Here is a 25,936-nt window from a genome sequence, read left to right on the forward strand (position 1 = left end):
GCAGACGCCCGCCCAGACCGCCACGCCCACGTGCGCGCAGCAACCCAGCAAGACGCCGCCCTCACCCCCCCGTGAGAACCCGGCTTCCATACAGCCCCTACCATCGACATTCCTAACCCATTCCTCAAATCTTTCCCGAACTTTCTCTAAACGCAGTGGCCATCCGCGGCGTATGCAAATTGAGTCTCGTGGCGCGTCGTAACCGGTACAAATGCGCGCCCCGTCACGACGTACCGTCGCACGTCGTGCGGATGGCAGTAGTCCTTTGTTTTGAGACATTTGTGAGCGTTGTACGAAGTCGTTGACACCACTGCCTGCGAGGATAGGATGAGTCTGATGCCCGACCTGAGTCGTCCGTTTGGGATAGCATTACAGTTAGGCTCAGACCGGGATCAGAAATGTCACACGGCTTTCAGTGCCTGCACGCGAAGGACCGGGCGACGCAGGCGTCTCTATTCTGTTAAGCGCGTCCTTGCGGGTTCGCCCACGGTGCCGATGTTGCAAGTCCTCGTGCCCGAGTTCTCGGGCGCCAGGACGGAACAGGCACTGTCTCGATCGAGGCCAAGGCGTACGAGGCGGCATTCTAGCTTTCCCCTGAATCTTGCTTTCGCCCGAGTTTTTGTCACCAGGTGCAGGCTCGCAAGACAAAAACGCGTCGCTTGACGGACTGCAACAGCAGGCGGGCGGAAACTGCGAATTCGAAACCAATCGAGCGGATTAACGCGGAGTGAATCATGCGTAGGTTGAACATAAAACTGGTCGTGATCTTGGCGACGACCAGTCTGCTGTCGATTGTCCTGGTGGCCGTCGTCCATGCCTGGCAAATGCAACGCACGGCTCGGGTCTTGCTCTATCAGGCCGAGGAAGCACAAAAGAATGACGAGCTAGAGGAAGCAGCCTCGTTCTATTCGCAGTACGTCGAATATGTGCCGGACGACGCCGACGCCGGGGCTCACATGGCGCTCTTGATGGCGGACATCGCTGAGGAGAAAGACGCCTCGCGTCAAAAGAAGATGCGGGCCTACAGCGCGCTCGAGGCGCAATTGCGCCGTCACGAGAACCGGGACGATATTCGCCGGCGCCTGGTGGATTACACGATCCTGGTCGGCCGCTGGGGCGATTCGATCGATCACATCGAAACGCTGCGCAAAGAGACCCCCAACGACGCGGAGCTGCTGACGAAGCTTGGCAAATGCCAATACGCACTGGATAAAAATCGTGAAGCGGAAGAGACCTTGCGAGAAGCAATCGCCGCGGACCCGAAAGAGGTCGATGCCTACATGCTGCTGGCGGTAGTGCTGCGAGAAAGGATGGGGAATCCAACCCAGGCCGATCAGATCATCGACAAGATGGTCGAGATGAACCCTGACAGCGCCAATGCGCGATTAAGCCGGGCGCAATACGATACGCAGTTCTTCGCACGCGAGCAGGGCGTCAAGGAGCAGAAAGCCGAGATCGTCGCGCGTCAGGCACAGCGGCGCGAGGACTTGAAAAAGGCGCTGGAAATGGATCCCGATGACGCCGACACGCTGCTGTTGGCGGCTGGCGCGGCGATCGACGACAACAAAGCCGAGGAAGCACGCAGGTATCTTGAACACGGCGCGGAAAAGCACCCGGACGATGCCCGGCTGGTGCAGCAATTGATCAACCTGGACGTTTTCGAGAAACGCTTCGATGACATTGCGGAGCGATTGAAGAAGGGGCCCAAGACGGCCAGCCTGCAGCAACTCGATTTCGAGCTCAAGCTGCAGCAGCGCGACCTGGCCGGAGCGCGAAAGATCCTCGGCAATCTGGAGCAGGATCCCGAGACTCCGACCTCGATGCTGAACTTCATGCGGGCCTGCCTGGATTACAACGAAATGAAATGGCTGGACGCCAGCCGTAAGCTGGTCGAGGCGCGGGCCGCTTTGCCGGGGTACGCCGGGCGCATCGACTTGATGCTTGGCCGGTGCTACGAAGCACTCGGCGAGCATGACCGTGAAGTGCAGGTCTACGAACGGGCCGTGGGAGAAAACCCCGGCAATGTCTTGGCCCATGCGGTTCTCGCGCAAGCACTAATGCGCGTGGGACAGAACGATCGGGCACTTGCCGAATTGCAGGCAGTGAAGAAAGCGCAAGGCGTCGACAATTTTGTGCAGTCTGCCCCCGCGCGCACGGCTTTGTTGACGCTGCTCTTGCAGCGCAATAACCGGGTTCCCGAGGCGGATCGCGATTGGAAAGACATTGACGAGATCGTCAAGGCAACGGCCAAGGCATTCCCGGACTCGCCGGAGTTGTTGATGGTCGAGGCCAACGTCCGCGAGCAGAAGGGGGATCCCGAGGCGGCGCGGAAAATGTTGCAGACGGCCACGGAAAAAGATCCGACCGACCCGAAGGCGTGGCTGGCGTTGGCGCGGCTAGAGTTTCTGAAAGACGGCGCGGCCGGGGCCATGAAATTGCTCGATAAAGCGCAAGAGCTGGGCGGCGACTCGTTTGCCCTGAGGCAAGCGCATATCGTTTATGCTCTGCAATTGCCGGCCGATCAGGCCAAGGAAGCGCTCAAGGCGGCCGGAGATAACCTGGGAAAACTCACCGAGGATGAGCAGAATCGAGTTCTGCGACTGGTGGGTGTGGGCTATTTCCGCCTCGACGATATGCCGCAGGCCCGCGCGATCTGGACCAAGATCGCCGAGAAAGCTCCCAACGAGCCGGATGCACAATTCACGCTGTTCGACATCGCGGTGCGCGAAGACGACCAGGCCGCCATCAAAAAGAGCATCGCGGCGATCAAGCACTTATTCGGTGAAAGCAGTGCCGAAGCGAAATACGTCGAGGCCCGCCAGTTGGTCGTGGACGTGCGGGCGAAGCGCAGCGGTGATGCGTCGGCCACCTTGGAAAAGGCGCGGCAATTGGTTCGTCGTGCGCAGGAGCAAAGGCCGCGGTGGGCCGTGTTGGCGCGATTCGAAGGCGAAATCGACGTGCTCGACGGAAACACCGACGAGGCGATCACGCACCTGCAGCGGGCGCTGGACCTGGGGGATACCGATGTCGGCACCGCGCGCCAGGTCGCGCAATTGCTGATCTCGCGCGGCCGCGGTGACGAAGCGCGCACCTACATGGAGATGGCCAACGCCCGCGGCTCGACCGGCGATGCGGCTTCCTCGGAGATGCTCGAAATCGGCATGGCGTTGTCCGATAAGGACCTTCCTAAAGCGATCAAGTTGCTCGAGCATGCTCGCGAGCGCGATCCGAACGATCCCCAGAAGATCGTCAGCCTGGGGCAATTGCTTCCCGAGGTCGGCCGCGATGAAGAGGCCGAGAAACTATTCCGCGAACTTGTCGAGAAGCATCCGGAACTCCCCTTGGGATGGTTCGAGCTGATGCGTTTCTTGAAGACGCGACAGCGCGATGAAGACGCGAAGGAAGTCGTCCTACAGGCGCAGGAGAAGTTGCCCAAGGATCAAATCGATCTGTCGATGGCGCAGTGCTACGAGCTGCTGGGTGACATGCCGACGGCGGAAAAATATTTCTTGAAGGCGCGGGACGCGAAGCCCAATGACCTGGGTCTGGCTCGTGCGTTGGCGACGTTCTATGCCCGCATGAAGGACGGCGCGAAGGCGCGCGAGCAATTGGAACGGGTCGCGGGGGCCAAGCCGGCGAACGATGCCGATCGCGAGCACGTCGCTTGGGCGAACCGCGAGCTTGCGATCATTATCGCCGCGAGCGGCACCTATCAGGATTTTCGCACGGCAATGGCGCGTTTGAAGTCGCAGGACGTTAAGGCCGTTTCTTCGCTAGCGGACAAGGTGGCCATGGCGCGCTTGCTGTCCGACCGCCCCGAAGCAGATTCGCGGATGGAAGCCACGCGACTGCTGGAAGAGATCAAGAGCCAGACGAATCTTCCCCCCAACGCGCAGATGATCTTGGCGCGGTTATACGAAGTGACGGGCAACTGGCCGAAGTGCCGGGACGAGATGATCTCCTTGTTGGGTAAGGCGAAGGACAATCCGACGTACATCGCCACGTTCGTCGAAATGCTGATCCGCAACAAGGAAGTTGACTCGGCCAAGTTCTGGCTGGCGAAGTTGGAAGCCGTGGCCCCCGATGCGGCGCTGACGGCCGCGCTCAAGGCTAGGATGTTGGTCAAGGAAGGCAAGACCGACGAGGCCGTGGCCCTCTTGCGTAATCTGCTGCCGCGCCCCATGCCGCGCGAGAAGCTGGGCTCGCTGGTCGAAATCGCCAAGTTGCTCGAGCAAATGGATGCCGACGATGCTGCCGAATCGATGTACCGCGAATACGTGGCGCTCGATCCCAAGGCGGTGTTGGTTCTGGCCGGCTACATGGGACGTCATGGCAAGCTGAAAGATGCCCTGGATCTGTGCCAGTCGGCGCTCGAGGTGCGGACCGTCGAAGAGGCCGTGCGCGAGGGGTTAACCGCACTCCGGCAGCATCAAGCCGACGCCACGAAAGAGGATTACGGGCGCGTCGAATCGTGGTTGGCCAAGGCAATCGCCAAGCGGCCCAAGGATTTGATCCTGCAACTCGAATATGCCGAACTACTCGACCTGCAAGGGCGCTATCCCGAGCTGGAAGAGATCTACATGAAGCTCTTGAAAAATCCCGAGGTGAAGGGGGTGCAGCGGGCCCTGGCGCTGAATAATCTTGCCTATCTACTGGCCGTGCAGAACAAGACCGGTGATTCGCGCAAATTCGTCGACGAAGCCATCGGGATTCTGGGTCCTCAGTCCGACCTTTTGGACACACGCGCCCTGGTGACAATGGTTCACGGAGACGCGAAGCAGGCGATCGAAGACCTGAGCCTGGCTGTCGTCGATCAACCGACCGGCACCAAGTACTTCCACCTGGCGCGAGCCCAGATGGCCAATCGCGATACGATTGCCGCTATGGAATCGTTTAGGACGGCAACCGAGAACTACGACCTGAAGGTGGAAGACCTGCCGCCGCTCGAACAGCCGGCATTTCGCAAGCTGCAAGAGCAGGTGGAGCAGAAGTAGAGTGGGCAGCCGGCAGGTACGTTGTGGCGAAGCGGGATTCCCAGCCGCTCGCGGGCGCTCTCGTCGCGGTCGCACGGTGCTTCGCTTCCGGCCCTTGACATAGCTGACAGATTGGGAAATTTCGACGGGTTTGGCGGTGCGTTGCGTTCGATATCTACTCCGCAGGAAAGCACGTTTCCATGACCTCACTCGAAACCGCCATTCGTGAGAAGACCGCCCGCGTCGGCGTGGTCGGCTTGGGATACGTCGGGTTGCCGTTGATTCGCGCCTTCGTGGCCGCGGGCTACCGAACGCTGGGCTTCGACGTCGATCAGCGCAAGGTCGATCGTCTCAAGGCCGGCGAGAGCTACATCAAGCACATTCCCTCGTCGTGGATTCGTGAATGCTTAAGCGGCGGACGCTTCGAGCCGACAGCCGATATGCGCCGCTTGTCGGAAGCTGACGCCGTGTTGATCTGCGTCCCCACACCGCTCAACGAAAGCCGCGATCCGGACCTGTTGTACGTCGAAGAAACGGCCAAGAGCATCGCCGCCGTGCTGCGGCCGGGCCAGTTGGTCGTGCTGGAAAGCACCACTTACCCAGGCACGACGCGCGACGTTGTGCTACCGATTCTGGCGAAGAGCGGACTGAAAGTCGGCAAGGATTATTTCCTGGCCTACAGCCCCGAGCGAGAAGATCCGGGCAATCCCGACTACGGCGCCAGCGGCATTCCCAAGGTCGTGGGGGGCATGGACCCGACCAGCGCCAAGCTTACGGAAATGCTCTACAGCCAGGCCGTGGTGCGCATCGTGCCGGTGTCGAGCTGTGAGGTGGCCGAGGCGTGCAAGATTCTCGAGAACACGTACCGAGCCGTGAATATCGCGCTCGTGAACGAGCTGAAAATGCTCTACGACCGCATGGGCATCGATGTGTGGGAAGTCATCGAAGCCGCTAAGACCAAGCCGTTCGGCTTTCAGGCTTTCTATCCGGGGCCGGGACTTGGCGGGCACTGCATTCCGATTGATCCCTTCTATTTAAGCTGGGTCGCGCGCAAGCACGGATTGCCGACGCAGTTCATCGAACTGGCCGGCCAGATCAATACCAGCATGCCGCGCTACGTGATCGATCGCGTTGCACGCGAATTGAACGATCGCGGCAAGCCGGTGAAGGGTAGCAAAATCTGCTTGCTAGGCGTGGCTTACAAAAAGGACGTGGACGATCCCCGCGAAAGCCCCTCGTTCGAATTGATGGACCTGCTGCGCGAACGGGGCGCCGTGCTCAGCTACAACGATCCTCACGTGCCGCGATTGCCGAAGATGCGGCATCGCGAGTCCGAGGATCTCGCCAGTCAGGAACTGACGCCGCAATTCCTTGCCGCGCAGGATTGCGTGCTGATCGCCACGGATCACAGCGATTACAAGTACGACGATATCGTGCGGCACTCGAGCCTGATCATCGACACGCGCAATGCCACAAAGGGCGTCCGCGAAAATCGCGAGAAGATCGTTAAGACTTAGCCCGTCTTGTCCTGCAACTGGTCCGGGTTCGAGTCCCCGGAGGGGCCACTCTATTTGTTGGCGATATCAGGTCGATTACCGCATCATCAAACGCGGCAATCCTCGCCCGCCGAGTTGTTGGGATTACCTGCACGGCTCGGCTTTTACGGCCGCTGGCACTGCGCATTCATCAGCCAGCCACATTGCCGTCGCCTCAGATTAGCCTATCCGGCGCCACTATGCGCCCGCAGTCTGGCAAATTGACTCTGCGAAGCAGCCCCGCAATTGCACCTAGCTGAAATCATGCGGTGGCTTGCCCCTTACGCAACACATCTCACACGGGCGACGGCGATCATGAGCGTGGTTGGCTAATGCGACTGTTTGACATGTCGTTATATTGCGATATATTTGACAGTAGGAGCATTTGCATGAAATCCACGACCAAGCGTCCGGCAACTTCAACACTCATCGCATTCGATGCGCTTGAGAAGGCGGCAGAATGCCTCAAGATCCTGGCGCATGCTCACCGCTTGCGGATTGTGCAGCTGCTTTTGCGAGATCGATACACGGTTGGGGAACTTGCCGAGTCGTGTGGCATTGCTAGCCACATGGCGTCTGAACATCTGCGATTGATGCAACGCTGTGGACTTCTTCATAGCGAAAAGGAAGGGCGAAAGACGTATTACCAGATTGCTGAGCCGCATCTGGCGGACATCATGGCTTGCGTCGAGGCACGCTTTGGTTAGGAATTTTGAATAACAACAAGTCGTGCTGGTTTTCTCTGGCGTCAGCGACAATTGTGGGATCGGAATGCTAGTGGCTCGCATGCTCTGGAACCGGGGCAATGCATCAATTCTTGTAGGGTCGGCTAGATCTCTGGGATTTGCCTCAGGAGTTTAAGGTTATGAAATTGCTCATCGTCGGTGGCGTAGCGGGAGGTGCCTCGGCAGCAGCCCGCGCGCGCCGCCTATCAGAGGACGCCCAGATTGTTTTGATTGAGCGAGGCCCAGACGTGTCGTTCGCAAATTGCGGACTTCCCTATTTTATCGGCGGCGAAATTGCCGAACGAGACAAACTGCTCGTCGTCACACCTGAACTGTTACGGACTCGATTCAAGCTGGATGTACGAGCCCGTTCATCAGTCGAATCGATTGATCGCGTCGGAAAAACGATTCGAATTCGTGATCTTGCTTCGGAACGAGAATATGACGAAACGTACGACAAGCTGATTCTCGCGCCCGGAGCGGCGCCTATTCGGCCTCCGCTGTCCGGCATCGACTTGCCTGGAATCTTTACGCTGCGAAATCTGGAAGACACGGATCGCATCGTGAAGACGATCGGACAGGGCGTGCGGCAGGCGGTCGTGGTCGGAGGAGGGTTCATTGGACTTGAGTTGGTTGAAAATCTCGTTCGTCGGGGTATTCAGACCACTATGGTCGAGCGAAACCATCAGGTGCTCCCGCCATTCGATCAAGAGATGACCACCCCCATAGCCGAACAACTTATCAATCACGGCGTCTCCTTGCTGCTCGGACAGACTGCGGAAGCATTGGAGCAAACCGATGACGGACTCATGGTCCGATTAACTTCGGGCCAGAATCTATACGCTCAATTGGTCGTCTTTGGAGTAGGTGTGCGACCTGAAAACCAACTGGCGGTTGATGCAGGGCTGGAGGTTGGCCCTCGTGGTGGCATTCGAGTCAACGATCATCTTCAGACCACCGATCCCGATATCTACGCAGTCGGAGATGCCATCGAAGTTAAGGATTTCGTGACGGGGGAGCCGACTCAAGTTCCTTTAGCCGGTCCAGCAAACCGCCAAGGACGCATCGCCGCAGATAACGTCTTTGGGCGAACGGTTAGCTATCGTGGCACTCAAGGCACTGCGATTGTCCGAGTCTTCAATCTTACTGCGGCGATGACGGGAGCATCGGAGAAAACACTAAGGCGAATTAATCGCCCATACCGCAAGGTCTATGTTCACCCGATGCACCATGCCGGTTACTACCCCGGTGCGGAGGCGATGACGCTCAAGGTGTTGTTCGATCCGCAAAAAGGCAAAATACTTGGAGCCCAGGCGGTAGGCGGGGCAGGTGTGGACAAGCGAATTGACGTACTGGCTGTGGCGCTCCAAGCTGGCCTGACGGTCTTCGACCTGGAAGAGATGGAGCTTGCCTACTCGCCACAATACGGTTCGGCAAAAGACCCAATCAACATGGCGGGCTTTGTGGCTAGTGGACTGCTGCGCGGTGAACATCCGCAGGTCGATGCCGAAGCATTGCCGACCAATCGAAACGAACAGCCTCCATTCTTAGTTGATGTGCGAACGGCCAAAGAGTTCGCCGCCGGGCACATTCCCGATGCGGTCAATTTTCCGGTAGATGAAATACGGCAACGCTTAGATGAGCTTCCGCGTGACCGAACGATTGCTGCTTATTGCCAGGTGGGGCAACGAGGTTATTTGGCGACCCGGATTTTACGACAGAACGGATTCGATGCGGTCAATGTCGGTGGCGGGTACAAGACGTACAGCCTGTTTCACGCTAAGCGCAATCCCGAAGAGACCACCAAGTAAGGAGAGATTGGCCCGTGTGCTTTGGCTAAAAATCCGACACAGAACTGGCGACCTGAGTTACGCTCCGCAATTCGCGGCGCTGCGTGACCCCGCTGCCATCCCACCGCGATATTCTCGAACGACTTGCGTCCGTTAGTAGTTCGGCGTGGGGGCGCGGAACTTCTGGATATCGATCGAGCGGAACCAGGCGATCGTCTTGGTCAGCCCCTCGCGGAGCGGAATCTTCGGTTCCCAGCTGAGGTGCTTTTTCGCCAGCGTAATATCGGGCTTGCGCTGCGTGGGATCGTCGGCCGGCAGCGGTCGATAAACCAGCTTCGACTTCGCGCCGGTTAGCTCGATCACCAGTTCCGCCAGTTGCTTGATCGTGAACTCGCCGGGGTTGCCCAGGTTCACGGGGCCCAGGAAGTCGTCCGAGTTGTTCATCATCCGCAGGATGCCTTCGATCAGATCGTCGCGATAGCAGAAGCTGCGGGTCTGATCTCCTTCGCCGAAGATCGTGATGTCCTCGCCGGCCAGCGCCTGGCGGACAAAGTTCGACACCACACGGCCGTCGAACGGGTGCATGCCGGGGCCATAGGTGTTGAAGATGCGGACCATGCGGATCTGCACCTTGTTCATCCGGTGATAGTCCATGAACAACGTCTCGGCCGCCCGCTTTCCTTCGTCGTAGCAAGCGCGCGGGCCGATCGGGTTGACGTTGCCGCGGTAGCTCTCGGGCTGCGGATGGACATCCGGGTCGCCGTACACTTCGCTGGTCGAGGCTTGCAGGATTTTCGCCCGGCAGCGCTTAGCCATGCCCAGCATGTTGATGGCGCCCATCACGGACGTTTTCATCGTCTTGATGGGGTTGTATTGATAGTGTCCTGGCGCGGCGGGGCAGGCCAGGTTGAAGATTTCATCGACGTCCAGAAACAGCGGATGAATGATGTCGTGCCGCACGAGCTCGAAGTTCGGCCGCGGCAGCAGGTGCGTGACGTTCGTCTTCTGACTGGTGAAGAAATTGTCGACGCAAATGACGTCATGCCCTTGGTCGACCAGCCTTTCACACAGATGGCTGCCGAGAAAACCTGCGCCGCCGGTTACCAGAATCCGCTTGATCGTCGACACGATGATAGTTTCCTGAAGTCTGTGTGTTCACGGCTCTCTGCTGATGCCGCCGCAGTATAGCGAGGCACCACCGTTCTCGCCGAGAGGGCGATCTCGGGTAATATAGAACACGGCAGGGGCCCGGCTCGCGGATTTAGCCGGCCTTTCGCCCGGCACGCTCGACCGGTTACAGCGATCGCGCCGAAGGCGAGTGGAGACTGGCGCTCCTGATTATTGCTGTCCGCAATGGACTGCTATATTTGCTATATCTGGTTGATAGATTTTCTTGCCGCGCGGCCGGAACGCGTTTTGGGGTGAAGCGATCGTAACATCAGCAGCGATAATGCCGGGTGATTCTGGAAAACGCGGCTGCTGTCGATTCTCGCGATTGCTGGTCCTGTTTCTTTCGACCCTGCTGGTCGGTATCACTTGCCAGGCATGGGCTGCGGACGATGCCGAGGCCGTTAACGCCCGTCTGCGCGAGCGGCTGGCGGACGGCGTTCTGCACTGGGGTGGTGATGCTGAAGGGGGCGCCCCGTACCAGCTTCGCGATCCCAAGGATCCGGCCCGGGTAATCGGCTTCGAAGTCGACCTGGCCGATGCCCTGGCCGAGGTTCTGACTCGCCGGCTGGGCAAGCCAATCACGGCCGAGTTCGTGCAGTATCAGTGGGAAAGCCTCGAGCTGGGATTACTGATCTCGAAAGACTTCGACTGCATTATCAGCGGATACGAAATCACGCCGGTGCGCAAGCAGGCGATGCTTTTTACGCGCCCCTATTACGTCTATGCCGAACAACTGGTCGTCCGGCATGACGACCGGCGGATTCACAATCTCGAGGATTGCCGTAACTTCGCGGTGGGCACCCTGGCCGGTAGCGCCGCCGAGCGGCTGCTCAACGAAACCGGCGTCCGCGAAGTGGTGGCCTTTGACGGACAGGTCGAGCCGTATCTGGACCTCGAACTTGGCCGATTGGACGCGGTGCTGTTGGATTCGATCATCGCGCTCTACTACGCCAGTTCCAATGCCAAGTTGCAATACGCGGGCGAGCCGAGCCATCCGGGCGTCTATGCGATTGCCTGCCGGCCCGAGGATGCGGATTTGAGCCAGGCCCTAGACGAAGGGCTGGCCGAACTGATTCGCAACGGGCGTTTGCAGACAATCCTCAGGCGGTGGCATCTCTGGAATCGGGACCAGGCCGCGCTGGCCGAGGGGCCTAACGTCGTCGAGCATCTGCGCGGCATGGGCTTTGACGCTGACCGGCAGCCGCTCGATCCTGACGCGCCGGCGCCGGCCGATGCCGTTGATATTCACGTCATTGCGGCGTCAGCTCAGATGTGGACGCTCGACGAATATGGCCGGCAATTGGTCAAAGCCGCCGGCATGACCGTGTTTCTGACCGTCTGCAGCATGGCCACAGCCGTTGTGCTCGCGCTACCGATTTGCCTGCTGAGGCTGTACGGTCCCAAGCTGGGTCAGTGGTTTGCCCTGGGCTACGTCGAGTTTTTTCGCGGCATCCCGCTGCTACTGTTGCTGTTTGTTTTGTATTTCGGTTTGCCGCATTACGGCATACACCTGGATGCGATCGGCACTGCGATCCTGGGTTTCGGCCTGAATTATGCCGCTTACGAGGCCGAGATTTACCGTAGCGCGATCACGTCAGTGCCGGTCGGCCAGTGGGAGGCGGGGCGGGCCCTGGGCATGACCGAGGCCACTACGTTTCGCCGCATCATCATGCCGCAGGCGCTGCAAACGGCGCTGGGCCCGATGACGAACGACTTTGTCGCCTTGTTCAAGGATACCAGCCTGGTCAGTGTGATCGCGGTGCGCGAGCTGACGAAGGAATACATGATTCTGTCGCGATCGAGCCTGAAGTTTTTTGAGCTTGGATTGCTCACGGCGGTACTTTACTTGTGCATGTCGGTGCCGCTGGGTTACCTGTCGCGCTACCTGGAGCGGCGTTTTAAGTCGGTCCGCTAGTTTCTCTTGATGAACGCATCCGTAAACCCGCTGATTTCCGTCGTCGGCCTGTCGAAACGTTTCGGCGAGCGGTCGGTGCTGGATGACGTGCATTTATCGATCGGGCGAAACGAGACCGTGGCCGTGATCGGGCCCAGCGGCGGTGGTAAGTCCACGCTGTTGCGTTCGATCAATGCCTTGAACTATTGGGACGCGGGAGAAATTCGCGTCGGTCCGTACACGTTGCAGGCCGAAATGGTCGCGCGACGCGACGGTTCGGCAGTGCGCCAGGTGCGCCGGCTGCTGGGGATGATCTTCCAGGATTTTCAACTCTTTCCGCACTTTACCGCGGCCGACAACGTGGCCGAGGCGCCCCGCCAGGTGCTAAAACTTTCGCGCGAAGCAGCCCGGGCCCGGGCCGGCGAACTTTTGGAGCGAGTCGGGCTGAGCGCCCACGCGGACAATTACCCCCATCAGCTTTCCGGCGGACAGAAGCAACGCGTGGCCATCGCCCGAGCCTTGGCGATGCAGCCGCATGGGCTGTTGTGCGACGAGATCACAAGCGCGCTCGACCCGGAGCTGAAGCACGAGGTCTTGGACGTGGTGGCTGATCTAAAGCGCGACGGAATGGCTCTCTTGATGGTAACGCATGAAATCGGCTTCGCCCGGCGCGCGGCCGACCGCGTCGTGGTGCTGGCCGACGGCCGGATCATCGAAGAAGGCCCGCCGGCCCAGGTTCTGGATTCGCCCCGTCACGAACGTACGCGGCAGTTTTTAGCGAACGTGTTGGCCTAGCGGCCGGCGTGGCGGCGACCGACAAACGTTCGACGTTTCCAGACAGCCTGTCGGGGCGCCTCGTAAGGTGCCATCGCGGCATTTTCGGTTAGAATGGCTCTTTCGAGCCGCGCCGGACGGCCGGATTACGGACCGGCCCGGGCGTGCTAGATTTGCTGGATTGCCGCCGTCCCCCCCTCCCGTTCCGGGACAAAGGCTGCAACAGGAAACGCGCACCAGGCTCCGGCGGATTTCTCACGAGGACGACTTGGAATGGCTGAAGAGATGACTCGCGAGAGCGTGGGCGTCGGCGAACACCAGGAGTGGAACCGCATCTGGGAAGGGCTGACCGACGACGAGCAGATTCAGTATCGCCGGACTGCGCCCGTCACATACCGCCAGCTCTATCAGCGTTGCTATTTCGAGGACCTCTGGTCGTTGCTGGGGAGGAAGCGCGACGCCAGATGCCTGGAGATCGGCGCCGGCCGCGGTACGACCAGCATGTATCTGACGGCCGAGGGGTGCGACGTCACGATGCTCGATCTGGCGCCGCAATCCTTTGTCCAGGCGGAGCGAAACTTTCGCCGCGAGAAGTTGACAGTGCCGACGTTCGTGGCGGCCGACGCCACGAAAACTGGATTGCCGTCCGACTCGTACGATTGCATCTACAGCATCGGGCTGTTGGAGCACTTCGACGATCCACGTCCACTGCTCACCGAGACATTGCGTTTGCTGCGCCCCGGAGGGCTGGCGTTTCACGTGGTGGTACCGACAGTTTCCGAAAGTCGGATGTGGTTGAGCTATGCCCTCACCGCTCCTTGGAAGTTGCCGCCGCGCCGGTTGAAGGATTGGGTCAATCGCGTGCTGGGCCGAAAGACCAAGGGAAGCACGGATATCATGACCCGCACCGAACATGACGTCGCCGACTACGTGACGTGGCTGGCCGACTTCCCGGCAACGGATGTGATCTGTATTCCGTACAACTCGTATCATCCGGCGGTCAGTAGTCGAGCGATCGAGCGCCACTGGGCGTTACCACTTTATCGGGCACACCGTGCAGTAAAACGCCTGATCGGCCGGCCCCCTTGGACACGCACCACCAGCAGCCTGGCAATGTGCGTATTGGTTTCTTTTCGGAAGGCCGGTCCCTCGACCTGAGTGCCGCTCGTCTGTCGCAAACTGTTTGGCGCCATGCTATCTCGTTTTGCGTTCCCGAAAGTCAGTCCGCGGCAAACCGCCGCAAGTCGTTGCCTTGTCGTGCTGGCCGTTCTCCTGGTGCCGTTTGTCGGGTGCGCACCGCAGCAAAAGTCCGAAACGCCGGCCGCGCGTCCTTTGGCCGGCGTGGAACTCAACTTATTGATCGTCGACGACGAAGCCCTCGCCCGATCGGTGACGCTGCTGCATGGCCAGTGGGAAGAGGAGACGGGCAGCAAGTTGCACGTCACCCAAATCTCCGAGCCTGACCTCGCACAGCAGTCGGCCAACGGAAAGCTGGCAGGCGACGCGGTCATTTACGCCCCGCGGTTACTGGGCACCCTGGCCACGGCGGGCGCGATTCAACCCATCGCGGCATCGTCGCTGCAAGACCCAGAACTGGATTGGGCGGATGTCTTTGAACTCATCAAGACGCGCGAAGTGACCTGGGGCATCGACGTCGATGCCATTCCTCTCGGTTCGCCGGTGTTGCTGTGCTGCTATCGCGAGGATCTCTTGCGCGAGAGCGGATTGAAGCCGCCGCGCACCTGGCAAGAGTATCAGGAAGTCGCCGCGAAGATGGCCGTGCCCTCCGGTCGTCCTGCCACTGAAAATGCCGATGGTGGCACGGCTGACGGTGAGAAAAGTGGGAACTGGTCGGGAACCATCGAGCCGCTGTCGCGCGGCTGGGCGGGGCTGACGTTGCTGGCCCGGGCGGCCGCGTATGCCCGACATGCGAATCATTATTCGACGCTGTTCAATATGCAGACGATGGAGCCGCTCGTGGCTTCGCCTCCCTTCGTCCGCGCGCTCGAAGAACTGCGGGCGGCGAACCGGCTTTCCAGCGGCGCCTCGCAGAAGGCCAGCCCCACCGACGCGTGGCAGGCGCTTATCACGAATCGAACCGGCATGGCGCTTTGCTGGCCGAACACCGCGGCGCCGGCGAGTGGTGGCAACGAGCCCGAGCGATCCGCCGACGTTCTCGAAATCGGCTGCGTCGAGATCCCCGGTGCGGTGGACGTGTACAACGCCAGTTCCACGGCCTGGGAACGCCGGGCCGGCGGCGCCGCGAGGGTGCCGGTGCTGGGAATGGCCGGCCGGATGGGTTCGATCCTGAAGAATTCGAAGTACCCACAGGCGGCGTTCAAACTGTTGGCCTGGTTAGCGAGTCACAAGTGGAACGAGCGTGCCGTCGCCAGCAGCGCCGGCACGGCACCATTTCGCACTTCGCAGGCCGCTTCGCCCGAGGCCTGGTCGCGCGGTTTACGTGTGGGCGAGGCGAAGCAATACGGCGCTGCCGTGGCCGCGACTCTTTCGTCGCCAGACTGCCTGGTGGTGCCGCGTATCCCCGGCGCCGCACGTTATCTGCAGGCTTTGGATGACGCGGTTCAGCTCGCGCTCGAAGAGCAGGCGTCGCCTGACGAGGCGCTGCGGTCGGCGGCCGAACAATTTCGCGCGATCACCGCCGAACTTGGTCTCGAACGCCAGCGGGATGCCTATCAGCGTTCGCTGGGCTTGTGAGATTGGATTAACTGCGTAGCAGGCTTTCTGCCGGGCCGCGTTGCCGCCCCCTCCTAGCCATGCCGTGCGTCGATCGGTAGGCTGACAGTCCTTATGAATCAACATTTTGCCGACCGATTGGAAGTAGCCCGCCGGATCGCTCGCGAGGCGGGCGATATCACGCTGCGTTACTTCGGCCAAGATAATTTTCAGGTCGAGTGGAAGCCCGACGCCTCGCCCGTGACGGTGGCCGATCGCGAGGCGGAAAAGCATCTGCGCCTGCGGATTGCTGAGGCTTTCCCGCAAGACGCCATCCTGGGTGAAGAGCTGGGTGAGCAGCCCGGGTCATCTGGGTTTCGATGGATTCTGGATCCCATCGACGGCACGAAATCGTTTATCTACGGCGTGCCGCTGTATGGCACGTTGATCGGCGTCGAATTCGAAGAGCGCAGCGTCGTCGGGGTGATTCACATTCCCGGCCTGGACGAGACGGTTTATGCCGCGTCCGGCGGGGGAGCCTGGTTTTGTCGCGGCGCAGCTTCGCCTCGGCGAACGCACGTTTCGAAAACCAAATCGCTGGGCGAAGGGCTGTTCTGCACGTCGGACGTCAAAGGTTTCGGCGAGCGCGGTTCTGCGCCCGCGTACGAACGCTTGCAAGCCGCTGCGAGATTCTGCCGAACCTGGGGCGATTGCTACGGCTACCTATTGATCGCGACCGGCCGGGCCGATCTGATGGTCGACCCGCGGATGCACATCTGGGATTGCGCCGCATTGCAGCCAGTTATCGAAGAGGCCGGCGGCACGTTCACGGACTGGAACGGCAAAGCCACGATCTATGGCTTCGAAGGCGTCGCGACCAATGGACTCGTGCTGGAAGAAACGCTGGCGCTATTGCGCGAGTAAGCTTGCTTCAGACGGTTGGCGCCGGTCGACTGCTGTTGCTCGACACGCGAGCCCAGTCGAAGCAGGAAACCTACGACGCAATTATTTCTTGAGCGCCGCGGTGACCGCGGCGTTTAGCTCTTTGAGCCCTTCTTGCCGGTCGACTTCATAGTGGCCGACGTGATAGTGCGCGATACGGCCATCGCGCCCCACGACGAGGACCAGCGGCAACGTCGCGCCGATCAGACGTGGGTCGCCCACGGCCTTGATCCCTTCGCCGCTATCAAGGACGAGCGGATAGGTCAGGTTCATGAACGATCGCAATTTGCGAATGCCGGCCACGACCGTGCGGCGCTCGTTTTGATCGTTCAAGCGAGCATCGACCGCGACGCCGTAAACTTTGACTCCCTCTTCTTTACGCTTCTGATAGAGAAACTCCAGGTAGCCGACCTGTCCGTACGGTTCCTTCAGCGGCTGGTCGCGGTATTCCCAGAAATGCAGCACCGTGACCCGACCCTCCAGATCCGAGGGCGCGAGTGCCCCGCCGGAAAGGCCCGCCAACGTCATTGCAGGCAAAGGCTGTCCTTGGAATTTCGCCACGAGATCAGCAACTTCGTCGGCACGACCCCCTTGAAGTTTCGCATCCCGGCTGGCCGCGGCGGCGAGCCTGGCTAGCGGACCGCCGGCGGCTTGCTTTTCCAGGTCTGGCCCGGCTGCCGCCAGGATCGCGATTTGCTCGGGATTCCATTCCGCGTCCGTCGACTGGGGCGGGCGGTGCAATTTTCCCAACAGCGCGAGCATGCTGTCGAATGTCGCACGTGTTGCGGCGGTTTCCTCAGCGGTCTGCCGATCGATGCCGGCGAGGGTCATCTCGAGTGTGTATTCGGTTCCCTTGTTCATGAAGACACGATCGGTCGTCGATACCAGCATGGGCACGGCTTTATCGACCAGCATCGTTCGCTTGGCGCCGTAGGCGTTCTTGACGTGAATCTGCCAGGTCGCCCGATCGTCGAGAGTACGTTCGTCCTGCACTTCGAATTCTTCGCCGCCGGCCGACCATGTGGCGCCCTTGGCCAGCGATTTATCGAGCGCAACTTGCGGCGGCGACAGCGGCACGATGCTCTCGCCTTCGCCGTAGTCGAATAGCAGCGTGGGGCCACGCGCGGATTGCGGTCGGCCTTGCGCGTCGAGCTTCAACTGCCCGAACCGTTCGGGCCAGGGCCACGCGCCGCGACCACGCTCTTCGACCAGCCAATACAACGTGGTGCCCGAGGCATCGGTGTCGGCGACGAACCAGGAAAGCTCGAACGACTTTTGTTGCGGCGCCGGCTGGCTGTTGTCGACGACGCGCTGCGTGACTGTGCCGTGATAGTTAATTCGCTGCCCCGTCTCGAACAGCCCTGTTACGGCGCAGATAAGGAGCGGCACGGCAAGAAGCGCAGACGAGAAGGCAACCATCGATCAGCTCGTGTTCCGAGATAATGCGAAACGGGGAAGCAAAACCGGCTCCCCGGCCGCGACGACAACCGCTCGATTGTACGCAGCCAGGCAAGCCGCGGGAATCAATGCTACCGCGTCCATGGCACAATCGTCTTGCGTCGCGCTTCCCCGGCGCAGGCCAGCCGCATACTAGGCCAGCCATCGACGAGTGCTTACTCGTTGACGTCTGTTTCCAGGAAGCGGGCCAGCCGGTGAAAGTCCGAGGACGGCTCGACGAAGCGCACCACCGTGACCAGGGTTTGCGAATCGACCAGTTCCTGGAAGGGAACGTAATTCAATTCGAGCTGTCCGCGCACCGAGACCATGACACCGTTCAGCTTCTCCTCGACCAGCGCCCGGTAGGCGCCGACGCCCAATTGGCTGCCGAGCATTACGTCGAACGCATGCGGCCGGGCGCAACGTGCTTCGTATCCCAATTGTAAACCGGTGACGCGGCGCGGCTTTCCTGCCTGCCGCTGATACTCGGCGGCGATCAGCTTGGCGAACTTGCGGCAGAGGTTCACTTGCGAAATCGAAATGTGGCCGTGATCATCGCGCGAAACGCCTTCCAGGTATTGTTGCGGAAGGAATTCGGCCAACCCTTCGCCGATCACGATGACGCCGAATTCCTTCTTATCGCGCGTTTCACGCACCCGCATCGTGGTGACGATGCGGCGGATCACTTCGTCGACCTTCATCACCGGACGCATGACGTTCTCGCCGGTGATGGGATCTTGAAAAGCTTCCTCGTCGCGGTACTTGCCGGTGATATCCTCGACGCTAATGACCAGGCTAGCCTCGCCCGCGATGGCGGTGCCGTAAGCCAACCAGCCGGCACTGCGCCCCATCGTTTCGGCCAGGTAGTACGAACGGTTCGCTTCGGCATCGGCCAGCAGATTTCGAATTTCGCTGGCCAACGTCTCTACCGCTGTGAAGTAACCAAAAGTGAAATCAATGCCGCTGTAGTCGTTGTCGATCGTTTTCGGCAGGTGCACCACCGGCATCCGTCGCGCATCGGCCGGCAGAAAATCCTGGAACATTTTGAACTTGTTGGCGGTTTTCAGCGTGTCATCACCGCCGATCGACACCAGCGCGTCGACATTCAGCGAAGCCAGCGCCTCGTAGGCCGTGCGCAGTTGCGCCGTGCGTTCCGGATCGCGCAGGTGCTCAGGGCGCGCGATGTCCCTGCCAGGATTGGTGCGCGCCGTACCAATCAAAATTCCCTGGCTGCTGCGCGTGCGTTTGAGCAGCTTCTGGTCGATCATCACGTAGTCTTGCCCTTCGACCAGGGGGCGTTCGGGACTGTACTCGACCAGGTGCGAGTATCCGTGCAAAACCCCGACGACTTCGATGCCGTTGCGCAAGAACGACGCAGCGGCAGTCGATATCACGGCGTTGGCCGCCGGAGCCGGACCGCCGGCAAAGAGAATCGCCACTTTGCGAATGGGACTATCGGCGTGGGCAGGGCTGGAAAGCGGTGAGGTCGTTGTCATGGGGAATCCTCCGGGGCATGCGGCCGCCTAAACACGCGTGCGGCTGCCGCAGCCACGCATCGCGAATCAAGAGTCTCGAACGAACGCCGCCGTGTGATCGGACGCGAATCGTTTTATGACCGGCCTACGATCCGTCAGGCAAATCGTGGGGAATGCTGGTTCGCCAGCATTTCGCAACGACCAACTAGCCGGGCCAGGTCCTCTCGATGAACTTCGTATCCACCGTGCCGGCGGCAAACGCGGAATGCCGCAGAATCTCTAATTGGCGCGGCACCGTGGTTTTGATCCCTTCGATCCGCAACTCGGATAGCGCCGTTTGCATCGCGTTAATCGCTTCGGCGCGCGTCGGCCGGTGAACCAGTAACTTACCAATCATCGAGTCATAATACGGCGAAACCACGTAGCCCGCATAGGCATGTGAATCGAAGCGGACGCCGGGGCCGCCGGGCACCATCAGTTTTTCGATCCGCCCGGGGCTGGGTTGGAAGCCATGCTGCGGATCCTCGGCATTGATCCGGCATTCCAAGGCCACACCTGTGGTGTGGATGTCCTCCTGCTTGAAGGGGAGTTTTTCGCCAGCCGCGACCAGCAGCTGTGTTTTGATCAAGTCGATGCCGGTCACCATTTCCGTAACCGGATGTTCGACCTGGATGCGGGCATTAACTTCGATGAAATAGAAATTTCCGTCGCGATCGACGATGAATTCGACGGTGCCGGCATTTGTGTAATCGGCGCTTTTGATCAGCGACACCGCGGCCTGGCAAAGCTTATTGCGAACTTTCGGATCGAGATGCGCGCCGGGGCTTTCCTCGATCACCTTCTGATGGCGGCGTTGCATCGTGCAATCGCGCTCCCACAGGTGGCAAACATTGCCGTACTGGTCGGCGATGATTTGCACTTCGATGTGGCGCGGCAGCTCGATGTATTTTTCTAGATAGATCGCCGAGTTACCGAAGGCGGCTTGCGCCTCGGCCTGCGCTTGCTGAATCGCGCTCGTTAGAACCAGGTCATTGGCGGCCACGCGCATGCCACGGCCACCGCCGCCGGCCGAGGCCTTGATCAATACGGGGAAACCGATCTGGTGCGCGATCTCGATCGCATCACGCTCGTTGGTGATCAAACCATCGCTACCCGGCACGCAGGGCACTCCGGCGGCGCGGGCCATCTTGCGGGCCTCGTTCTTGTCCCCCAGGCGGCGCATGGCCTCGAAACCGGGGCCGATGAAGTCGATGTTGCAGCTACGGCAGACTTCGTTGAAATGGGCGTTCTCGGACAGAAAGCCATAGCCCGGGTGAATCGCCTGCACGTTGCCGATCTCGGCAGCGCTGATGACGCGATCGATTTTCAGGTAACTTTCGCTGGCTTTCGCGGGGCCGACGCAATACGCCTCGTCGGCCAACTCGAGGTACTGGGCCCCGCGGTCCGCCTCGCTATAGATGGCGACCGTCTCGATTCCTAATTCGCGGCAAGCGCGGATGATGCGCAGCGCGATTTCGCCGCGATTGGCCACCAGGATTCGTTTGAACATGATCCGATCACCCGCTCGAGGCCCGAGCGTCCGGGGTTATTGGCGGGGGTCGACTTTGAACAACGGTTGACCGTATTCCACCGGAGCGCCCGTTTCGACCAGGACCGCCACGATCTGTCCCGAGGTTTCGGCTTGAATCGGGTTGAAGACCTTCATGGCCTCAATGATGCACACGGTCGTTTCCTTGCCGACATGATCGCCGACCTTGACGAACGACGGCGCGTCAGGACTAGGGGCGGCGTAGAACGTGCCAACGATCGGACTTTTGATCACGACCAGATGTTCGTCGCTGGGGGGCGCTGGCGGAGCGGCGGCCCGACCTCCTGCTGCCGAAGTCGGGGCCGATTGCCGGACTTCGACCGGAGTCGAGACCATCTCTCCTTGCTTTCGCAGCCGGATGCGAAGCGGACCCTGGCGCAGATCAATCTCGCCCAAGTCATGTTCATTCATCAACACGACCAACTGGCGAAGCTTCTTCAGGTCAAACACGTCGCCGGAGTTGGACGCAGGATTGGACATGCCGTATCTCCGTGATGCACGCGGCGGAACGCGTCGGGCAGGAAAAGTAATTGCCGGCCCGTCGACTCCGCCGGGCTCTTGAATTCGTTTAAATCTTCGCCGCCGAACCCCAGAGTCGCCCGTCGGGCGTCTCTACCGTCGGGCGGAATTTTGTCTCAGCGAACGACAGCCTCTTCGAGCGTCTTCGGAACGTTGGTCAAAACTTCGTAGCCGGTCTTGGTTACGAGAATATCATCCTCGATTCGCACTCCCCCCCATCCCGGCAGGTAGATGCCCGGCTCGACCGTCACGACCATGCCCGGCCGCAGTACCTGTTCGGCAGCGGCTGCCAGCCGCGGGGCCTCGTGAATGTCGAGCCCCAGCCCGTGCCCCAAACCGTGTCCGAAGTGCTTTCCAAACCCGGCGTCGGCAATGATCCCCCGCGCGACCGCGTCGACCTCTCGCCCGGTGAGACCAGGCTTAATTGTAGCGATTGCCTGGAGCTGTGCTTTGAGCACAACGTTATACACCCGTTCGAGTTTGGGCGAAATCTTACCGGTGACCAAAACCCTCGTCAAGTCGCTCTTGTAGTGCCGCGCTGTGGCGCCCCAATCGACTAAAACGAAGTCGCCGTCGCCGATTTTCTGGTCCGTGGGCTGGGCATGCGGTAGCGCCGCGCGCGCTCCCACGGCAATGATTGGTGGGAAGCTGCAGCCGCGCGCTCCGAGCAGCCGCAGCTGGTATTCCAGGTCGGCCGCGACTTCCTTCTCGGTTCGCTCGGGCCGTAGCGTGGCCCGCAGGATGGCGAACCCCTTTTCGGCGTAGCGCGCCGCGAGCTCGATCTCTTCGATCTCTTGTTTGTCTTTGATGACCCGCAGTTGTTCCACCAAGCCAGCGGCCGGCACCAGCTTCAGCTTTGGCAGCTTCGCCTCGAGCTGTGCGTGCAGACCGACCGTCATCCAATCGGCTTCGACCGCCAGATTCACCATCTTGGCCGAACGGGCCGCCTCGGCCACACCGTCCAGCATGTTCTTGCCGGGCGGGCGGATGTTGACCGTGATTTCGGGGCATTCCTCTTCGAGCTGCGTCGTATAGCGCGGATCGCTGACGAGGATCGTCTCCTTCGGACCGACGATCAGATAGCTGTCATCGCCGGTAAACCCTGTCAGATACGTAACGTTCGTGAAGTTCGTGACCAGAAGCGAGTCAGCGCCCGCGGCACGGACAAGTTTGCGAAGCTGGCTGCGACGGTTCTCGTGTCGACTCATGGTTACGGCACGACGGAGATTCAGCCCCGCCGATGCGAAATTTCCTGGATGTTTTACCCGCAAGATGTTGCTATGTGCTATCAGTTGCGCGGCTTCTTGACAACCTCAAAAGGCAGGCGCCGACACCCGAAACGGCCGTGGATTTGCCAGGAATATGGGGTGAAACGGGGGCTGCTCGCAACGTGTCGGCCGCCTCGTTACGATGGACATCATGGAACCATCGGACCTGACGAATCTGGCGCAGAACCTGTTGAGCGGCGAGCTGTCCGTCGCGGACTTTGTACGGCGACTTTCGCAGGGCGCCATCGCTGACGTCGGTGATGCGCAGCTCGATCTGGATCGGCATCGGCGCTGCGGTTTTCCCGAAGTCGTCTTCGGCCAGGGAAAGTCGCTCGAATCGTTGGAGCGCATCTTCGAGCGCTTGCAAAATGAAGGCATCGATGTGCTCGCCACGCGCGTTCCGTCCGAGTTTGCGACGGCGCTACTGCGTCGATTTCCGACCGGACGTTACAACGCCGTGGGGCGGATCTTTCGTATTCCGCTCGCCGCGAGCGGAAAGGAGGCCCAGCCGCGTGGGCGCGTGGCGATCGTTACGGCCGGTACCAGCGACCTGCCCGTCGCCGAAGAAGCTCGCGAGACCGCTTTATGGATGGGGGCCGAGGTAAGTTTCGTGCAGGACGTGGGCGTAGCGGGGCCGCACCGTTTGCCGGCACGGTTGCCGCAAATCCTCGGCTCGGATGCCGTGGTTGTCATTGCCGGCATGGAGGGGGCGCTGCCGAGCGTTGTCGGCGGCCATGTCGATTGTCCTGTGATCGCGGTCCCCACGAGCGTCGGATACGGCGCCAACCTTGGCGGCATCGCGGCACTATTGAGCATGTTAAATAGCTGCGCCGCCAATGTGACGGTTGTAAATATCGACGCCGGATTCAAAGGGGCGTACGTCGCCGGCTTGATCGCCCAGAACGCGGCGCGACAGCGACACGCTTAAGAGCAGTTCCAAAACTACCTACTGACCAACATTCGGTGCCACTGCTAGCTCGTCTAGCAGTGTCTTGCCGCCAATCCGCACTGCTGGGCAAGCCAGCAGTGGCACCCAGCCTCGATTTTAAAATAGGCTGAAGATGCGTACACTTCTCATCGATTCAACCCATACGACGCGCGCAAGATCATGGATGAGTCCAATCTGCCACGACTGCCAAAGCGGTCGGCTGATGCGAACAAAGGAGACTTTGGCCGCGCTCTTTTAATCGGCGGTTCGCGCGGCATGGCCGGGGCCGCCGGATTGGCCGGCATGGCCACGGCGCGCAGTGGGGCGGGACTTGTACGACTGGCGGTCGCCGATAGCTGTCTCGACACGATCGCGGCCTACGAGCCGTCACTGATGACATCCCCCGTGGCGTGCGATGACGAAGGGCGCATTGCCGGCGCGGCCCGCGCGAAATTGGCCGAATTGACTAAACCGTCGGCGGCGACCGTCGTGGCGTGTGGTCCTGGCTTGTCACGCTCGGTCGAACTCGATGAGTTGGTCGCCTGGCTTTACACAACTCTCCAGCAACCGGCCGTGTTCGATGCCGACGCCCTGAATGCCTTGGCCGCGCAGCCGGACGTTCTACGCCGCGCCGCGGGTCCGCGCGTGCTGACGCCGCATCCCGGTGAGTTTGCACGGCTGGTGCAGGCGCCGAAGATCGGCGCGCGTGACGAGCAAGAGCGACAAGCCATCGACCTGGCCAAGACGATCGGCGCTGTAATCGTGCTCAAGGGGCACCGCACGCTGGTCACCGACGGCAGGCAAACCGCGCACAACACGACCGGCAACCCCGGCATGGCCACCGGAGGGAGCGGCGACGTGCTGACCGGCATCATCACGGCGCTACTGGCGCAGAAGTTAAGCCCGTTCGATGCGGCACGCCTGGGCGTTCACGTCCACGGCCTGGCCGGCGACCTGGCCGCGGCTGAACTGGGCGAGATTTCGTTGATCGCAAGTGACCTGGTGCGCTTCCTGCCGGCGGCGTTTCGGGAAGTTGCTGATTGACCGTGAATGCCGCCCGGGCAATAGTTATTCATATCGGGCGATTGCTCTTGCGAGGGTCGGAATCATGCAAAAAACGGCCGTGATGCTCAGTCCTGCGGATCACGGTCGCCGCATGTCACTGGCCGAGTTCGAGAATGCGATCTCGGAAAATGGCACGCTCTATGAATTGAACCGAGGTGTGATCGAGATGATCAACGTGCCAGGGCGGAGGCATTTTGCGCTGGTCAATGCCGTGCGCCGGCAGTTGGCGGGATACGACGTGGCCAATCCCGGGGCCATCTATGGAATTGCTTCCGGCAGCGATTGCAAGATTCTGATCGAGTCGCTGGAATCCGAGCGGCACCCCGACGTGGCCGTCTACAAATCTCTGCCCCCGTCGGGAGCCGATTATTGGTCGCGTTGGATACCCGAGGTCGTGATCGAGGTCGTGTCGCCGCGTGGGGAGGATCGCGACTACGTCGAGAAGCGAGAAGAGTATCTGAAGTTCGGAATTCAGGAGTACTGGATCGTTGACGGCGAGCGGCGTGTGTTAATTGTGCTTGTACGCCAGGGGGACCAGTGGGAGGAACGACGTATCCACCCTCCGGAAAAGTACGCTTCTATTTCGCTGCCCGGGTTTGAACTCGACTGCGCAGCGGTATTCGCCGCCGCCGATTCCGTCGGCGGCTGAGTCGCAAAACTTCGGTCCTCAATCAAGGCAACCAGCACAGTCGTCGGCTTTCCGTAGGCGCGCATTGATGCCACTTTTCCCTCGCAACCAAACGCCCTTAAAGCAGTTCGTCGCGCTCATCGAATCGAGCGGCCTGTTGCCAAAAGATGTCGTGCAACGCGCGCATGATGCGGCTATTACTGTACAGACCGATTCAGATCTCGAAACTAGCGACGAAATATCCACTCTCGCCGATTCCCTCGTAAAGTGCGGGCTCTTGACAATCTGGCAGTGCGAGAAGTTACGTCAGGGAAGGTGGAAGGGATTTTTTCTCGGCCCGTTTAAGTTGCTGGGGCACGTTGCTACGACAGAGACAGATTCGATCTATCTAGCCGAAGAGATTTATCTCAATCGCCGCGTACATTTGCATGTGCTACCCTGCAATAAGCATGTGCAATCGCTCTCCGATTGGCACGTCTTCGAAGGCGTACAGTTCAAAGTCGTCGAGGTCGGCTGAGCTCAAGAACGCCCAGCCGCAATGGCGAATTGCCA

The 25,936-nt window shown here is 60.4% G+C and carries 19 protein-coding genes; 13 read left to right on the top strand and 6 right to left on the bottom strand.

The genetic code is table 11. The features are described 5' to 3' along the window. The first annotated feature begins 734 nt into the window (after window positions 1–734). From VGN12_28170 to VGN12_28185, 4 genes are all read left to right on the top strand, one after another. A complete protein-coding gene (locus VGN12_28170) occupies window positions 735–4,994 on the top strand; it encodes a tetratricopeptide repeat protein (protein ID HEY4313359.1) in 4,260 nt (1,419 codons plus the stop codon). A 179-nt stretch (window positions 4,995–5,173) separates the two neighbouring features. Then, on the top strand, window positions 5,174–6,490 hold the full coding sequence (locus VGN12_28175; protein ID HEY4313360.1) for a nucleotide sugar dehydrogenase: 1,317 nt from the start codon (window positions 5,174–5,176) through the stop codon (window positions 6,488–6,490). Between the two features lie 407 nt (window positions 6,491–6,897). Next, window positions 6,898–7,215: a metalloregulator ArsR/SmtB family transcription factor gene (locus VGN12_28180; protein HEY4313361.1), complete on the top strand. Its 318-nt coding sequence runs from the start codon at window positions 6,898–6,900 to the stop codon at window positions 7,213–7,215. A 158-nt stretch (window positions 7,216–7,373) separates the two neighbouring features. Next, window positions 7,374–9,044: an FAD-dependent oxidoreductase gene (locus VGN12_28185; GenBank protein ID HEY4313362.1), complete on the top strand. Its 1,671-nt coding sequence runs from the start codon at window positions 7,374–7,376 to the stop codon at window positions 9,042–9,044. Between the two features lie 132 nt (window positions 9,045–9,176). Here VGN12_28185 and VGN12_28190 read toward each other — a convergent pair whose 3' ends face one another. Further along, window positions 9,177–10,151, bottom strand: coding sequence for a UDP-glucuronic acid decarboxylase family protein (locus tag VGN12_28190; protein HEY4313363.1), 975 nt, complete (start codon window positions 10,149–10,151; stop codon window positions 9,177–9,179). 322 nt (window positions 10,152–10,473) lie between these two features. On the opposite strand from VGN12_28190, the gene VGN12_28195 reads away from it, so the two are divergent. The 5 genes from VGN12_28195 to hisN all read left to right on the top strand — a co-directional run bounded on the left by VGN12_28195 (window position 10,474) and on the right by hisN (window position 16,458). Next, window positions 10,474–12,108 carry an ABC transporter substrate-binding protein/permease gene (locus VGN12_28195; GenBank protein ID HEY4313364.1) on the top strand — a complete coding sequence of 545 codons (1,635 nt, stop codon included), beginning with the start codon at window positions 10,474–10,476 and terminating at the stop codon, window positions 12,106–12,108. A gap of 9 nt (window positions 12,109–12,117) precedes the next feature. Continuing rightward, window positions 12,118–12,882 (top strand): amino acid ABC transporter ATP-binding protein, encoded by a 765-nt coding sequence (locus VGN12_28200; protein ID HEY4313365.1) that lies wholly within the window; start codon window positions 12,118–12,120, stop codon window positions 12,880–12,882. 252 nt (window positions 12,883–13,134) lie between these two features. Further along, window positions 13,135–14,019 (top strand): class I SAM-dependent methyltransferase, encoded by an 885-nt coding sequence (locus VGN12_28205; protein ID HEY4313366.1) that lies wholly within the window; start codon window positions 13,135–13,137, stop codon window positions 14,017–14,019. 99 nt (window positions 14,020–14,118) lie between these two features. Beyond that, a complete protein-coding gene (locus VGN12_28210; GenBank protein HEY4313367.1) occupies window positions 14,119–15,576 on the top strand; it encodes an extracellular solute-binding protein in 1,458 nt (485 codons plus the stop codon). Window positions 15,577–15,669: 93 nt separating this feature from the next. Continuing rightward, on the top strand, window positions 15,670–16,458 hold the full coding sequence (gene hisN / locus VGN12_28215) for a histidinol-phosphatase (GenBank protein HEY4313368.1): 789 nt from the start codon (window positions 15,670–15,672) through the stop codon (window positions 16,456–16,458). A gap of 81 nt (window positions 16,459–16,539) precedes the next feature. On the opposite strand, the gene VGN12_28220 is transcribed toward hisN, so the two are convergent. The 5 genes from VGN12_28220 to VGN12_28240 all read right to left on the bottom strand — a co-directional run bounded on the left by VGN12_28220 (window position 16,540) and on the right by VGN12_28240 (window position 22,703). Next, on the bottom strand, window positions 16,540–17,895 hold the full coding sequence (locus tag VGN12_28220; protein HEY4313369.1) for a TlpA disulfide reductase family protein: 1,356 nt from the start codon (window positions 17,893–17,895) through the stop codon (window positions 16,540–16,542). Window positions 17,896–18,089: 194 nt separating this feature from the next. Beyond that, window positions 18,090–19,409, bottom strand: a complete 1,320-nt coding sequence (locus tag VGN12_28225; protein ID HEY4313370.1) for a 6-phosphofructokinase — start codon at window positions 19,407–19,409, stop codon at window positions 18,090–18,092. A gap of 184 nt (window positions 19,410–19,593) precedes the next feature. Then, entirely contained in the window at window positions 19,594–20,937 is a 1,344-nt protein-coding gene (gene accC / locus VGN12_28230) for an acetyl-CoA carboxylase biotin carboxylase subunit (GenBank protein HEY4313371.1), read from the bottom strand. Between the two features lie 36 nt (window positions 20,938–20,973). Then, window positions 20,974–21,456: an acetyl-CoA carboxylase biotin carboxyl carrier protein gene (gene accB, locus VGN12_28235; protein HEY4313372.1), complete on the bottom strand. Its 483-nt coding sequence runs from the start codon at window positions 21,454–21,456 to the stop codon at window positions 20,974–20,976. 155 nt (window positions 21,457–21,611) lie between these two features. Beyond that, window positions 21,612–22,703 carry a Xaa-Pro peptidase family protein gene (locus VGN12_28240; protein ID HEY4313373.1) on the bottom strand — a complete coding sequence of 364 codons (1,092 nt, stop codon included), beginning with the start codon at window positions 22,701–22,703 and terminating at the stop codon, window positions 21,612–21,614. A 211-nt stretch (window positions 22,704–22,914) separates the two neighbouring features. Here VGN12_28240 and larB point away from each other — a divergent pair, with 211 nt between their 5' ends. From larB to VGN12_28260, 4 genes are all read left to right on the top strand, one after another. Continuing rightward, window positions 22,915–23,691 (top strand): nickel pincer cofactor biosynthesis protein LarB, encoded by a 777-nt coding sequence (gene larB / locus VGN12_28245; protein ID HEY4313374.1) that lies wholly within the window; start codon window positions 22,915–22,917, stop codon window positions 23,689–23,691. 180 nt (window positions 23,692–23,871) lie between these two features. Beyond that, on the top strand, window positions 23,872–24,735 hold the full coding sequence (locus VGN12_28250; protein ID HEY4313375.1) for an NAD(P)H-hydrate dehydratase: 864 nt from the start codon (window positions 23,872–23,874) through the stop codon (window positions 24,733–24,735). Between the two features lie 64 nt (window positions 24,736–24,799). Beyond that, entirely contained in the window at window positions 24,800–25,405 is a 606-nt protein-coding gene (locus VGN12_28255; GenBank protein ID HEY4313376.1) for a Uma2 family endonuclease, read from the top strand. Between the two features lie 67 nt (window positions 25,406–25,472). Then, window positions 25,473–25,901, top strand: coding sequence for a hypothetical protein (locus tag VGN12_28260; protein HEY4313377.1), 429 nt, complete (start codon window positions 25,473–25,475; stop codon window positions 25,899–25,901). Window positions 25,902–25,936 lie beyond the last annotated feature (35 nt).

The organism is Pirellulales bacterium (assembly GCA_036499395.1).
GTDB lineage: Bacteria > Planctomycetota > Planctomycetia > Pirellulales > JACPPG01 > JACPPG01.

Bases quoted from the DNA above. Each gene is read 5' to 3' on its own strand.
- VGN12_28240 (HEY4313373.1), bottom strand. From the start codon at position 22,703: ATGAGTCGACACGAGAACCGTCGCAGCCAGCTTCGCAAACTTGTCCGT.
- VGN12_28170 (HEY4313359.1), top strand. From the start codon at position 735: ATGCGTAGGTTGAACATAAAACTGGTCGTGATCTTGGCGACGACCAGT.
- larB (HEY4313374.1), top strand. From the start codon at position 22,915: ATGGAACCATCGGACCTGACGAATCTGGCGCAGAACCTGTTGAGCGGC.
- VGN12_28200 (HEY4313365.1), top strand. From the start codon at position 12,118: ATGAACGCATCCGTAAACCCGCTGATTTCCGTCGTCGGCCTGTCGAAA.
- VGN12_28195 (HEY4313364.1), top strand. From the start codon at position 10,474: ATGCCGGGTGATTCTGGAAAACGCGGCTGCTGTCGATTCTCGCGATTG.
- VGN12_28255 (HEY4313376.1), top strand. From the start codon at position 24,800: ATGCAAAAAACGGCCGTGATGCTCAGTCCTGCGGATCACGGTCGCCGC.
- hisN (HEY4313368.1), top strand. From the start codon at position 15,670: ATGAATCAACATTTTGCCGACCGATTGGAAGTAGCCCGCCGGATCGCT.
- accC (HEY4313371.1), bottom strand. From the start codon at position 20,937: ATGTTCAAACGAATCCTGGTGGCCAATCGCGGCGAAATCGCGCTGCGC.
- VGN12_28205 (HEY4313366.1), top strand. From the start codon at position 13,135: ATGGCTGAAGAGATGACTCGCGAGAGCGTGGGCGTCGGCGAACACCAG.
- VGN12_28180 (HEY4313361.1), top strand. From the start codon at position 6,898: ATGAAATCCACGACCAAGCGTCCGGCAACTTCAACACTCATCGCATTC.
- VGN12_28175 (HEY4313360.1), top strand. From the start codon at position 5,174: ATGACCTCACTCGAAACCGCCATTCGTGAGAAGACCGCCCGCGTCGGC.
- VGN12_28220 (HEY4313369.1), bottom strand. From the start codon at position 17,895: ATGGTTGCCTTCTCGTCTGCGCTTCTTGCCGTGCCGCTCCTTATCTGC.
- VGN12_28260 (HEY4313377.1), top strand. From the start codon at position 25,473: ATGCCACTTTTCCCTCGCAACCAAACGCCCTTAAAGCAGTTCGTCGCG.
- VGN12_28225 (HEY4313370.1), bottom strand. From the start codon at position 19,409: ATGACAACGACCTCACCGCTTTCCAGCCCTGCCCACGCCGATAGTCCC.
- VGN12_28250 (HEY4313375.1), top strand. From the start codon at position 23,872: ATGGATGAGTCCAATCTGCCACGACTGCCAAAGCGGTCGGCTGATGCG.
- VGN12_28185 (HEY4313362.1), top strand. From the start codon at position 7,374: ATGAAATTGCTCATCGTCGGTGGCGTAGCGGGAGGTGCCTCGGCAGCA.
- accB (HEY4313372.1), bottom strand. From the start codon at position 21,456: ATGTCCAATCCTGCGTCCAACTCCGGCGACGTGTTTGACCTGAAGAAG.